Genomic DNA, 12,362 nt, shown 5'->3' with positions numbered 1-12,362 from the left:
GCGGCATCGATACGCAGGTCCATGCGACCGGCATCGAGCAGCGGGATGCCGACCCGGATGGTCCACCGGATGCTTTGGTCCTTGGCCACCACCGCCCTGAGGGCAGGGACCGCTCGCTTCAGGGCCGGAATGCCGGTCTCGACGAAGGCTCGCGCCGTCTTCATCTCGCGCAGAGCGAGCGCGACACGCTCGTCTTCGACCGCCGCACCGAATTCCGGCAGCTCGAGGTGGATGCGCAGAGCCTCGACATCGATCTGTGCCGGGGACAGGCCGAGACGGCCGACAGCCTCGATCAGGCTTTCGGCTGTGGGGCGGAGACGCTTGCGGGCCATGCACTCACTCTCGACGACGTCTGTCCCGAAGCCGGATCTCCCAGCCTCACCTTGCTCCGTTCATAACCCGTTTCGGCCGGGGTGTTCTCCGGAGTGACGGAAGAAGGTGCCGCGGATAGCAGGCGCCTCAAAAGAGTGATTCTCGGAAAGGTCAGCTGCTCGACCGGAGCCGTATTCGTAAGCTGCCACCCGCGTGCGGAACCGCAGCCTGGAACAGGTGCTCGATTGGCCGCCAAAAGGGGGTACCGGTGACGAAGCTCGTCCTTTCGCAGAATTCAGATGGTCTCTGGACGGTTTCGACCGCGGGGCTTGTCGTCACGGGCTTGCGTCGACACGAGGCGGAGGCATTCATCGCGTCTTATGAGCGTTGTTCGGCTGCTGTGAACAGCTGACATTGTTGCGGTGCTCCTGCCGATGACTTGCTTTGATCGGTCTATTTCAACCGGCGCGCCCGTGCCCTTTTGGTAACAGTGCAGTTAACCCTTTTCGCCTAAAAGGCCTATTCACACCGATGGACAAGCCTTCATGACGAGAACCGCTCCGAAGCCGGTCGCCCGCAAATCCGACGCTGCGAAGTCTGCGTCTTGGAGCGATTACGACCCGTACTTCACGCCCCGGAAGGCGCCGGCCGGCTCACAGGGGAACCCGACCGCTCCTGCTCTGAACCGCAGCAACAGCCCGTATTTCCCGAGACTGCCAGGCGTATCACAGGGCTGAGCGTTGGCTTGAGGCGGCGGACTGTCTCGGTGTTGTCGGAGACAGTGATGCCCATGAGCGCAGCACGTACGCATCGCCCGCGTCGTGAAACCTAGCCACCAGGACGCACACACGAAAAAGCCCCGCCGCGGCTGGGCCGGGCGGAGCAAGGTGGGATTTACGAAACCCGCTGGAGGCGGGCATGAGGTAGACGGGCGGTCAGCGGCGTTCAGTCCGGCGGCTCTGCCCCGCGCTCAACGCACGGCGCTCGCATCCCTCCGGAAGCATGCCGCCGCCGACCAACCGGTCCATCGCCCCCACGAGCCGTATTGAGTCCGGCGATCAACGCCCGCTGCGACGCGGTCAGCGGCACCACCCTACCGGACCGCGCGCCCCGGCCGAATGTCGGCCTCAGGAGCGGCCGCGTCCCATAGGCGGTCTTGCTCCCGCAGCAGCTCGGCACGCTCGCGCGCACGCGTTGTCTCCGGCGTCGCGTCACCGTCGGGCGCAGCCGCAACGGAGGGCACACGCGGCCGTTCCGGCAGCAGCGCTCGGGTGAGTGCCGCCGCGATCCGGTCGAGGTCGGCCGCGGGGATATCGAGTTCAGCCCTGATATCGGCGCACCGCTTCACGGCCAGATCGGCGCATGTCTCGCCGGCCCAGCCGAATCGTTCGCCCGGCATGGCGCGCAGCCGCTTCAGCCGCCGCCGGTCTGTTGCGCTGCTGTCGTGGTCGACTCTCGCGCCAGGGACCAGCCGCGCGAGTTCTCGGAGCAGATGGACCCGGATTGCGGAGACCCGCACCGGGCCGATCTTGCGTACTGCCATCAGTTCGACCGGCGACGCGAGCGCCAGCGCGGCCATGTCGGCGAAACCGGCCTTGCGCAGTCGTGCCCGGAGCGAGGCCGTCAGCAACCCGCGCCCGTAGCCGCCGGCCGCGAGGCGTTCGGCGGCTTCCTCTGACAGGCCGTCAAAGAGCGGCAGATGGGCGGAGACCTCGTCGAAGAGCGTGGGCTGGAGCGTTCTCATGCCTTGGCCGGATCGTTTCACCCGCTCCTACAGCGACCACTCGTCGATGTCTGTGGCGATGCGCTCCGCCCGAGGCTGTTACCCGTTGCCCTTTGTCGCCCTTGGACGCGTTCGTTTGTCGCCTTATGCAGCCCGCACGTTGGCCAGGAATTTCTCGACCTCGGATCGAAGGACAGCTGACTGGTCCGCAAGGCCATCGGCGGCGGTTGCGACCGCGCGAGCGGCCTGACCAGCGCCTTCGGCCTCCTGTGCGACCTCGGCGATGTTGGTCGTCACCTCGACGGTTCCCGTCGAGGCCTGAGACATGCTGCGCACGATCTCCTGAGTCGTCGCACCCTGCTCCTCGATCGCGGTCGCGATGTTCGTCGTCACGCTGCGCATCGCCTGAATCTGCTGTGCGATGTCTTGGATCGCCTGCGAAGCACCCTCGGTTGCGCCCTGGATCGCGGTGATCTGCTGGCCGATCTCGTCGGTGGCCCGCGCCGTCTGGCTGGCGAGTTCCTTCACTTCGGACGCCACGACCGCAAATCCGCGCCCGGCTTCGCCCGCACGGGCCGCCTCGATCGTGGCGTTGAGCGCCAGAAGGTTGGTCTGGCTGGCGATGGTCGAAACCAAACCGACGACATCCCCGATGCGGGTCGCGGCCTGGGCGAGCGCGGCCATCGTCTCCTCGGTGCGGGAGGCCGCCTGCACGGCCGCGGCGGACATGCCGGTGGCCTGCTCCACTTGCCGACCGATTTCCTGGACGGTCGCGCCGAGTTCTTCCGCCGCGGCCGCCACGGCATTGACGTTGCTGGCCGTCTGCTGGGCGGCGCCGGCGACGCTGGTCGAGCGTTGCGCGGTCCCCGACACCGCGTTTTGCATCGTCGCGGCCGAGCCCTGCAGACCCGCGACGGCGTGTGCCACACCGGCGACGATGCCACCGACGGACTGCTCGAAGCGGTCGGCGAGGTCGCGCAGAAGGGTGCGGCGCGCCTGCTCTTCGCGCAGCCGTTCGGCTTCCGTCGTCTGAAGCTGCTGAGCGGCCTCTTCCAGAGACATGTCGCGGATCGTCACCACGGCGCGGGCGATGTCGCCGATCTCGTCCCGGCGTTGGCTGCCCGGCACCTCAGCCAGCGTCTCGCGAGCGGCGAGTGCGGTGAGGGCTCGGGTGAGCGCGCTGAGCGGCCGTACGATCGAGCGGGCGAGGAGCAGCCCGAGGATGGCCGTTCCCAGGAGCACAACGAGCGCGGTGAGGGCGAGGGTGCGCGAAAGGGTCTGCACCGCACCGACGGCTTCCGCCTCCGTCTGCTCCGCCACCACCGTCCACGGCGCGCCCAAGACCGAAACCGTGGCGCTCGCCGCCATGTGGCGTCCGTCCGCGGCCGGATAGGCGAAGCTTCCGCCCGAGAGTTGCGATGCGGAGAAGCCGAGGTCCGAGATCGGCGCACCGGCCTTCACAGCCGGGTTGAGGGGAGGATTCGAGCGGAGACGGCCATCGGCGCCCGCTGCCAGAATTTGCCCGGTCTCGCCCAGACCTGCCCTTTTGGCGAGCGTCCGGTCGAACAGGGCCGGGGTCACGCGAAGGACGACGAAGCCGATCCGCTCCACCGCCTGGGCGGTGCCCATGGCGACGTTGGCTCGCTTGGTCATGGCCCGGCCGATGAAGGCCGAGGGCCCGCCGCCGACCGGATAGGCCGCGAAATCTTCGAACGCCGTCGCCCCCGGATCCTGGCTCTTCAAGCGCTCGACGAGGCGCGCGAGCCCGGTTTCCTTGAGGCTCGGATCGTCGAGCGACTTGGCGAAGTCGTTGCCTTTGGTCGTCGTGTAAACGACGCGTCCGCTTTCATCGAGAAAGATCAGATCGGCATATCCCGGCTCGGCGACGATGCGGCGGGCCACTTCCTGCACCTTGACGTGCCGTCGACCGTACATCGCGGTCGCAGGCGTGCTGTCCAAAGCAACGCGCGCCTCGACCGTCGGGGGGCTCTGGAAAGCCTCGACGATGCCGGCAAAATCGGGCTTCGAAGGGTCGAGGGTCTCGACGAGATCGGGGAAGTTCGAGACGATCTGCGGGTGACCGGCGGCAGCCAGAAAATCGGCCTGCATTCTGTCTGCCACAAGCTCGATACCGTCGCGTCGAGCGGCCGCAGCAAGCTCAAGCCGAGCCCCGGCCGCTTCGATGAGGCCTGACTTGGCCGATGACCAGCTCAAACCCCCCATTGCCGCAGCGCTGAGAAGCGCGAGACCAATGGTCATTGCGGGCAGACGGACCCCAAGACGGGACGCAGCGATCATAATTCGGCAGACCAAGTTGCAGTTTTCAGCGCAAAGCAGTGCCGTGCCAAGACTTAAATTTTTATAACGGAAGGACGATCTGCCCATTAACGGAGAAGTGGGGCGCCAAGATTTCTGTGAGTTCCGCGCGATGCCTGCAACTCAGGGTTCGGGCATCCTTGTTGGAAACTTAGAAACGTACGTCCCCGGAAGGCAATACGGTATCCCTGCCGCACGACCTCCAAACTGTTGGGTTCGAAGCGCCTGCCGCAACGCCACGGCGGCGTGTTTCCTGGTACTGCCTCGCTGCAGGATGTCGCTGATCCATCCGACGCTGCCGGCGTCTCGGCAGGCGTCGAGGTTGTTCGAGCTGGGTCAGGTCCACTTGGCTCGGCGCTATCCGGCATCTGCAACGGGCCGAGATGCAGGCGGGGCCTCGACAGGGCCACACTGCTGCAACAAACGCCGCCCCTCGTCAGAGTGAGAGGTCGAGCATGGTGTGCGCGGTGGCCGCAGCGCGAGCGGATGCGGTGGACGTACTCGTCGAGCAGTATCTCGAAACGTCGAGCGGCAATGCCGTGGCCGCCCTTCGACAGGCGCTCTCGGACGCGCTGCAGGACGCGGTCGAGTGCCGGCAGAAGCTGGAGGCCGCCGAACGGGCGGCTTCGCGCGGATTCACGCGACAAATGCCGATGCCGCGCATGACAGGGACGGCCTCCCAGTAGGCGGTCCCTCCCTTCGATAGGCGACGGGCGCTAGCTTGCTGCCCGGCCGAGGTTGCGATCGTTGATCGCGGTGCCCATCACGACCTGCCCGGTTCGGCCGCCCTGCGTTCTGCCCGCCGATGCCTGTCCTCGGGCGGCGCCGAACTACAGCGCTTCGACCTTCAGACCCCGGCGCATGTTCTCCGGAAGATCGGAGTGGTCGTAGTAGCCCGCGTCATGGGCCATCGCATCCATGGCCTGGATTTCGTTGGCGGCCGCGCCGGTCCAGAGGATCGCGCCCGTTCCGCCCTGGCGAATTTGGAAAACCGACATTGTCGCGTCCTCACTGGGTGTTCCAAGATGAGACGCGCAAGTCGGGTCGTCGTTCCCCAATCGACGTGGACCGACGGCCCGTTGTGCACTGGTCGGCTGTCCCACGCCGAAGGGGCGCTCGTCGCGCCGTATCTGAGGCTGGCGCGTGGGGATGACGGCTCGGACCCCAACACCGCGCCATCCTCGAATAGCGCATGAGGGAACGCGGAAGCGGTGGACGCTCCCTACGCTTCGGTCTCAGAGGTCGTGATCGCGGTCCGGAACGTTAGGGAATTCCCACCGACGGACGATGGCATCCAGCCGATCTGAGAAGCTGGCGGAGCGGTCGCTCCGGCAGGCAGCGCGCCGCTCCAAGAAACGACAGCAGCTTTCATGGTTTTTTGGAATTTCTGGCGGTGCTGGCAGTCGGCTGCGAACCCGTCTCTGTTTGCCGCAGACGCGTGCTTTCCCTGTTCTCTCTGCTGAAACAGGGAAGTCGGTCCTCAAAACAGGGCTGAGGCTTCCTCAAGGGCGCTTGTTCGCTCGTTGCCACAATTACTTGGCGGCAAATTCCCTGCGCGTCAAAACAGGGAACGTTCCGCGACGCAACAGGGAAGCCGCACAGCGCCTCGTTCGCCTTTCGTTCTTGACTGTGAACTCGGGTGCAGCTAACAAGCTCGGCAGGTACGACGTCAGGCAAAATTCAAGCCCCTGTCTGGAGAGAGGCGTCGGGGTGCGTCGTACTTAGTCGCCAGCTTCCGCCTAATGGGTTGAAGGAAGTGAGCAGACGATCCATCCGGATCTCCGTGAAGGAGAGCTGGGGACGTCCATGCTTGCTCCTAAGCTGCGCGCGCGCTCTCCAGATCACCTCGCACTGAGATCCTCCGACTAAACCTCGCACGCACCGTGCGTGCATGTTCTTGGAGGCACTCGTGCCTAAACAACCCCGCTCCCGCCGCAGCTCAACCAGTGCGGCTGCCAATCCGACGGTCCCCAACACCTTCCTCGCCGAGACGATCGAGCTCGTTCCCAGTGACAGCCTGACCGCCTACGCGCGCGACTTGCGACAGCACTCCGACAAGCAGGTCGCGCAGATCGCAGCCAGTCTGCGCGCGTTCGGCTTCCTCGTGCCCCTCATCGCCGCCGCCGACAACACCATCGTGGCAGGCCATGGCCGCTGGCTGGCCGCCAAACATCTCGGCCTGCCTCGTCTGCCCGTCATCCGAGCCGGGCACCTCTCCCCGGAGCGCCTGCGCGCCTTCCGTCTCGCTGACAACCGGCTGGCTGAGAATGCCGGCTGGAACCGAGAGGCGCTCGCCATGGAGCTGTCCGAACTCACCGGGCTCGAGCTCGACTTCGAACTCGAGCTGACCGGCTTCGAGACCGCCGAGATCGACCTCATCCTCGATCCGCCCACCGCCAAGGCAGCCACCGACCCTGCCGATGCCTGTCCGCTGCTGGCGGCCGGCCCTGCCGTCACGCAGCTGGGCGACCTCTGGCAGTTGGGTCCGCATCGTCTGCTCTGCGGCTCGGCTCTGGAGGCGGACAGCTACGCCACGCTGTTGCAAGGCGAGAGTGTGCGGATGGTGTTCTCCGATCCGCCCTACAACGTTCCTGTCTCCGGGCATGTCTGCGGTTCGGGCAAGGTGCAGCATCGTGAGTTCGCGATGGCCTCAGGCGAGATGAGCGAAGCTGAGTTCGTCGCCTTCCTCGATCAGGCCATAGCACATCTGCGCGAGCGGCTGGTGCCCGGCGGCCTGATGTATCTGGCCATGGATCATCGGCACGTATTCGAGCTGAGCACGGCGGCACGGCAGACCGGCTTGGAGCAGCTCAACATCTGCGTCTGGAACAAGACCAACGCCGGCATGGGCTCGTTCTACCGCTCCAAGCACGAGCTCATCTTCGTGCTGCGCAAGCCCGGCGCTCCGCACCTCAATACGGTCGAGCTTGGCCGGCACGGCCGCTACCGCACCAACGTCTGGGACTATGCCGGTGTGAACACCTTCGGCCGCCACCGCATGCAGGAGCTGTCCTCGCACCCGACAGTCAAGCCAGTGGCTCTGGTCATCGATGCGATCAAGGACTGCACCCGTCGCGGTGAGCGCGTGCTCGATGCTTTCTGCGGTTCGGGCACGACGCTGATCGCGGCCGAGAGGGCGGGGCGAGTCGGCTACGGCATTGAACTCGACCCGCTCTACGTCGATGTCGCGGTGCGACGGTGGCAGTCGCTGACAGGACGAGCGGCGGTGCACGCGATCACCGGAGCCACCTTCGCGGAGCAGGCGGCCAGCCTTGACCGGGACGAGGGACGCTCAGCCGCCGTCAGCACCGCGGCAAGCCAGCCTTCCGCAAAGACGCAGCTTAGCATGGTGATGCGGGAGGAGAGCCATGTCTAAGCGGCAGCGACCGAGAGCGCCTCTCAGCGCCGACGAGCCCGGATCGGCGGATTACGAGGTTGGCTACGGTCGGCCTCCGCATGCGAGCCGGTTCAAGCCGGGCCAGTGCGGCAACCCGAAGGGCCGGCCCAGGAAGCCGAAGAACCTCAACGATGCGGTCGAACGTGAGCTCGACCGCATCGTCGTCGTGCGGGAAGGTGGGCGCGAGAAGCGCCTCACCAAGCGTGAGGTCATGAGCCGGCAGCTGGTCGACGCCTCCTGCCGCGGCCAGCTTGGCGCGACGCGCCTTCTGTTGCGCGAGATGAGCAGCACCGCCGCAGCTGAGGCTGCCTTGTCCTCCAATCTGATGTCGGCCTCGGCGCACCCGATCGACGCGACGGACCGACAGATCATCGCAAGCTTTGCCGCGATGATCCGGGCTGGAGCCCCGATTGGTGAAGCGGCTGGAGTCAGCCCGTCTGCTGACCATGAGGCGGACGCCTCGGATGAACCCGGCCTGCAACAGCAGGGGCTCGGTGCGTCACCGCCTTCACCGACCTGCCACTGAGGAGAGGCGCCGTGTACCACGATACCCAGCTGCGCGACGCCCTCCTGCGCGAGTACCTCTACTTCTTCACGTGGAAGGCGTTCGCCGGCCTGCATCCCGGCGACAGCTTCACTCCGGCCTGGCACGTGCGCGCGATGACGCACGCGCTCGAGCGGGTCGCGCGCGGCGAGTGCCGTCGCCTGCTCATCACCGTGCCGCCTCGGCATCTCAAATCGATCTGCACCGCCGTCGCCTTCCCAGCTTGGCTGCTCGGCCGAGATCCCAGCTTCAAGATCATGGTCGCGAGCTACGGGGGCGAACTGGCTGCCAAGCACGCCCGTGACTTCCGCCTGCTGCTGGGACAGGACTGGTACAGAGCGCTGTTCCCCCGCACGAGGCTGGCGGTGGGCGGCAACCGCGAGGATGAGCAGATCACCACCGCAAAGGGCGGCCGCAAGGCGCTCTCACTCGGCGGTGCTGGCACAGGCTTTGGCGCCGACCTCATCATCATCGATGACCTGATGAAGGCAAGCGACGCCTCGTCACCGGCCAAGCGTGAGGAGGTGAGGGCCTACTACGAGCAGACGCTGCTCTCACGCCTGAACGACAAGGCGAGCGGGCGCATCGTGGCCATCCAGCAGCGGCTGCACGAGGACGACCTTGCCGGCTACCTGATCAACTCCGGCCAGTTCGAGCACCTCAACCTGCCGGCGATCGCCCTCCAAGAGGAAGCGGTGCCAATTGGCTTCGGCGAGGTTCATCACCGCAGCAAGGATGCGGTGCTGTGCCCGGAGCGCGAGCCGCGACAGGTTCTGGAAGAGCTGCGTGTCAGCATGGGCGGCGCTGCCTTCTCCGCGCAGTACCAGCAGGATCCGACGCCACCCGGCGGCAACCGGATCCGCTGGGATTGGTTTGGCAGCTACGACACACCGCTGCCGCGGGAGTCCTACCAGTGCGTGGTTCAGAGCTGGGATACGGCGCTGACGGCGGAGCCAACAAGCGACTTTTCGGTCGGCCAGACCTTCGGCTTCCACGATGGCTGTTGGCACCTGCTTGACTTGGAGCGGCAGCGGCTGGACTTCCCGGACCTGAAGCGGCGGGTTCAGGGGCTTGCCGCCCGCTGGAACGCTGATGTCGTGGTTGTGGAGCATGCCGGCTCGGGCATCTCCCTGCTGCAGCAACTGAGGCAGGAGGAGCGCAACCGCGCACGGCTCTTTGTGGATTGGCCCGTCAGACTGGACAAGCGCACGCGGCTCGAGGCTCAGACCCCGCGGCTTGAGAGTGGCCGCTACAAGCTGCCGCGCGAGGCACCGTGGCTAGAGGCGTTCCGGCGTGAGCTATTGGCATTCCCGAACGGCCGGTATGACGATCAGGTCGACAGCCTCGTGCTGTTCCTGGAGTGGTCGTCGTGTCCGCGTGCGCTGGATTTTCCCCGGCGCGACCCTGTTACAGGGCGCCCGCGCCGTCGATCACGGAACCGCTTCGGATAGAGGTACCTTCCACCGCGCTGCTCACTCGATGTCCGACGTTTGTCGCCATCTGCAGACCCGAGCCTACGCTGTCGAGGCCGGCACAGTGCAGTTTCGGCGTGCTCGGCAGTGACCGCCATCACTGCCGTTGTTGGGCTACAATCGCGCAGAGCGGTGGACCGGCGAGTGTGAAGAGCCAACCGGCGCCAATCTGCGACTCAGATCGCCTCCGCCCATCATGACAGCTCTGAGTTCTTCAAGGCTGAAGTCTGCCGAGTTGGCCGAGAGATCGGTCCGCACGCTCTCGAGCAGGCTTTCATCGCCGGCACCATGGACGATCGCATCGATCAACACTTCGGCGTAGGCGCGATTTGTCTGGTCATCACAGCCAAGTCTTCGGATGGCGAAATCGGCTAGGGTTTGAGCGCTGGCGCGTCTGCTCAGGAAGCGTCGCTTTTCGCCGATCGCGAACAACAGCTCCTCGGCGCATTCTCGCTCCTCGAATGATCTGAGCATTTTCTCCCTCCATGGCGGGCCGGCGGATGCATGAGTATTGAGAGCTCATCATGCGACCGATTGTAGAAAAAGCAAGGGAGATTGCTTTTTTCGTCTTTGATAGCCAAGAGGCGCTGGCGAAGTATAAGGATTGGCCTCTGCTTAGATGACTATTTTTGTGAGATTAGTCTTGACGTAGATCGCGTACGGCTGCTGAGCGTGACCATCGTCGATCTGGCAGGAGCGCGTACTCGCGAGAGCATCAGCTGTCGCTCAGGATAAAACATAAATAGGCTTCAGGTCCCAGCGTGAGCTTCCGGCGGCTGAGTGTGAAAGGCAAACGAGCTGAAATCCGAGGGCCGGAGTGCGCCACAAACGGACCTTCGCCTTTGTGCGGTTGAAGTTCCGCTCTTGGAGCGAGTCCGAACCGAGCCTCGGCCGAGACCTAGGATGTCGTGGCTGGCGCGCTGGCGCGCACCTGACCTGCGTTTCATGTTGCGGTGCAACAGATGGGAGCGAGGGCAGTTGTATAGAGGCTACCCTCGCATCGGCCGGTGAGGGACAGCATCGGGGCCTTCGCTCGCCGAGTGAAGCCGGGATGCTGCAACCTCATTGAAAGTCTTATCCCGATGCGCTTCGCAGCCACATTCACGATCCTCACACTCGCATTTGCGCCACTGCCGGCGCTGGCCTCGTCCTGCGCCGAGCAGATCGGGACCATCGAGCGCCGCCTCGACAGCGCGGGCGCCGTGGAGATCACGGGCCTACAGCCAGGTCATTCGCTTCAGACCGGCTCGCCCCGAAGCGTACAGGGTGCTCGGCTCAACGCACCGAGCGACCCTAATATGGTTTCGACGGCGGACGGTGTGGCAGCGGCCAGAGCCCTTATCATCCGCGCGGCGGACGAGGACCATCGGGGCGATAAGCGCGCGTGCGAGAACACCATGACCGAGGCCAAGGGCATGATCGGCGCGTTGCCGTAGCCTGACCCTGTCGCAGCAGGCAGAGCCCTCCACGAAAGCACCCTGATGACCGGACATCTGCGGATTGCCCCGACACGTTCGCTGGGACAATCCATTGACCGGCCGCGCGCGTTGACACGGCGGTTCGGCAACGCTGCCGGGAGCCGAGCCTACGACTTGCTCGTTCCGTCCGGGTATGAGGGAGCTCTCCTTCCCCTGGTGGTGATGCTGCATGGGTGCTCGCAGTCATCGCGAGACTTTGACATCGGCACTGGGATGGACCGGGTGGCGGAGGAGCAGGGCTTCCTCGTCGCCTATCCCGACCAACCGAGGTCGGCCAACATCGCTAAGAGTTGGAACTGGTTCAGGGACGAGGACCAGAAGCGCGACGAGGGCGAGCCGTCCATCCTCGCCGGCCTGACGCGCGAGATCATGGCCGCGTTCAATGTCGACCCGGCGAGGGTCTACGTTGCCGGCCTGTCCTCAGGTGGGGCGGCTGCCGCGGTCATGGCGCTGGCCTACCCGGACATCTATGCTGCCGTGGGCATACACTCTGGGTTGGCGGGTGGTTCGGCAGGCTCGATGTCCGTGGCCTTCTCCACGATGCGCCGAGGCGCCTTGCTCCGTCCGCATCAAGCAACGCATCCGCTACCGACTATCGTCTTCCACGGAGACCGCGACACGACCGTCTCACCGGTCAACGGCGATCAGGCCATCGCCCAGGCGCAGCCCGATGGAGACCTGAACATCACCACCGTCGATGGGCGTTCCGATGGCGGAATGGCGTACACGCGAACGATCCTGACTGAACCGGATGGCAAGTGGTCGTCGGAACAGTGGGTCCTGCACGGCGGTGGTCATGCCTGGGCCGGCGGCCACCCGTCCGGCTCTCACACTGATCCGACCGGTCCTGATGCCAGCCGCGAGATGCTGCGGTTCTTCATGACACACGCGAAGGACGACGGAGCGTACTGACACTGACTGCCCGTCCGGATGAAACAGCCCGAAGCGGTTCCTGAGGAGCGTCCCTTGGTTGATCTACGCATCCACCATCGGACGACCTACCGTTACAGGCAGCCTGTCGAACTTGGACCGCATCGGCTGATGTTGCGCCCGCGAGAGGCCCGGGACCTCAGGCTGCGTTCGAGCGACATCACGGTAACGCCGGATGCAGCTGATCGGC

11 protein-coding genes and 1 pseudogene (1 of these 12 only partly in view) are annotated in these 12,362 nt (G+C 65.4%); 7 read left to right on the top strand and 5 right to left on the bottom strand.

Annotation, left to right across the window (positions count from 1 at the left end; translation table 11 throughout):
• From MSPGM_RS03345 to MSPGM_RS03335, 3 genes are all read right to left on the bottom strand, one after another.
• A protein-coding gene (locus tag MSPGM_RS03345; protein WP_003603229.1) for a helicase-related protein crosses the window boundary here: on the bottom strand, positions 1–332 show its 5' end (the start). The gene continues 1,813 nt to the left of window position 1, outside the view; 332 of the gene's 2,145 nt are visible here — the first part of the coding sequence; its start codon is at positions 330–332; its stop codon lies off the left edge, out of view.
• A gap of 1,073 nt (positions 333–1,405) precedes the next feature.
• Complete coding sequence (locus MSPGM_RS03340) at positions 1,406–2,056, bottom strand: hypothetical protein (protein ID WP_261926168.1); 651 nt, start codon at positions 2,054–2,056, stop codon at positions 1,406–1,408.
• Between the two features lie 123 nt (positions 2,057–2,179).
• Complete coding sequence (locus MSPGM_RS03335) at positions 2,180–4,333, bottom strand: methyl-accepting chemotaxis protein (RefSeq protein ID WP_043707596.1); 2,154 nt, start codon at positions 4,331–4,333, stop codon at positions 2,180–2,182.
• Positions 4,334–4,806: 473 nt separating this feature from the next.
• Here MSPGM_RS03335 and MSPGM_RS03330 point away from each other — a divergent pair, with 473 nt between their 5' ends.
• Positions 4,807–5,037, top strand: a complete 231-nt coding sequence (locus tag MSPGM_RS03330) for a hypothetical protein (protein WP_003603224.1) — start codon at positions 4,807–4,809, stop codon at positions 5,035–5,037.
• A gap of 144 nt (positions 5,038–5,181) precedes the next feature.
• On the opposite strand, the gene MSPGM_RS03325 is transcribed toward MSPGM_RS03330, so the two are convergent.
• Complete coding sequence (locus tag MSPGM_RS03325) at positions 5,182–5,349, bottom strand: hypothetical protein (protein WP_261926167.1); 168 nt, start codon at positions 5,347–5,349, stop codon at positions 5,182–5,184.
• A gap of 911 nt (positions 5,350–6,260) precedes the next feature.
• On the opposite strand from MSPGM_RS03325, the gene MSPGM_RS03320 reads away from it, so the two are divergent.
• The 3 genes from MSPGM_RS03320 to terL are packed head-to-tail and all read left to right on the top strand — an operon-like array spanning position 6,261 to position 9,743.
• The gene (locus MSPGM_RS03320; protein WP_261926166.1) at positions 6,261–7,727 is read left to right on the top strand and encodes a site-specific DNA-methyltransferase; all 1,467 of its coding nucleotides are present in this window, start codon (positions 6,261–6,263) and stop codon (positions 7,725–7,727) included.
• On the top strand, positions 7,720–8,274 hold the full coding sequence (locus MSPGM_RS03315; RefSeq protein ID WP_261926165.1) for a DUF5681 domain-containing protein: 555 nt from the start codon (positions 7,720–7,722) through the stop codon (positions 8,272–8,274). The genes MSPGM_RS03320 and MSPGM_RS03315 overlap by 8 nt, the downstream gene beginning before the upstream one ends.
• 11 nt (positions 8,275–8,285) lie before the next feature.
• The gene (gene terL, locus MSPGM_RS03310) at positions 8,286–9,743 is read left to right on the top strand and encodes a phage terminase large subunit (protein ID WP_261926164.1); all 1,458 of its coding nucleotides are present in this window, start codon (positions 8,286–8,288) and stop codon (positions 9,741–9,743) included.
• A gap of 135 nt (positions 9,744–9,878) precedes the next feature.
• Here terL and MSPGM_RS03305 read toward each other — a convergent pair whose 3' ends face one another.
• On the bottom strand, positions 9,879–10,238 hold the full coding sequence (locus MSPGM_RS03305) for a DUF1476 domain-containing protein (RefSeq protein WP_261926163.1): 360 nt from the start codon (positions 10,236–10,238) through the stop codon (positions 9,879–9,881).
• Positions 10,239–10,846: 608 nt separating this feature from the next.
• Between MSPGM_RS03305 and MSPGM_RS03300 the strand changes: the two genes are divergently transcribed.
• The 3 genes and pseudogenes from MSPGM_RS03300 to MSPGM_RS03290 form a co-directional block, all read left to right on the top strand.
• The gene (locus MSPGM_RS03300; RefSeq protein WP_261926162.1) at positions 10,847–11,200 is read left to right on the top strand and encodes a hypothetical protein; all 354 of its coding nucleotides are present in this window, start codon (positions 10,847–10,849) and stop codon (positions 11,198–11,200) included.
• A gap of 45 nt (positions 11,201–11,245) precedes the next feature.
• Complete coding sequence (locus MSPGM_RS03295) at positions 11,246–12,154, top strand: alpha/beta hydrolase family esterase (RefSeq protein ID WP_261926161.1); 909 nt, start codon at positions 11,246–11,248, stop codon at positions 12,152–12,154.
• 18 nt (positions 12,155–12,172) lie between these two features.
• Positions 12,173–12,352, top strand: a pseudogene (locus MSPGM_RS03290) (transglutaminase N-terminal domain-containing protein); the annotation flags it as partial.
• Between the last annotated feature and the right edge of the window lie 10 nt (positions 12,353–12,362).

It is taken from the genome of Methylorubrum sp. GM97 (assembly GCF_024347855.1).
In the GTDB taxonomy this organism is placed as follows: Bacteria; Pseudomonadota; Alphaproteobacteria; order Rhizobiales; family Beijerinckiaceae; genus Methylobacterium; species Methylobacterium extorquens.
Note: the sequence above shows the minus strand (reverse complement) of the source record. Positions and strands in the feature narration are given on the sequence as shown.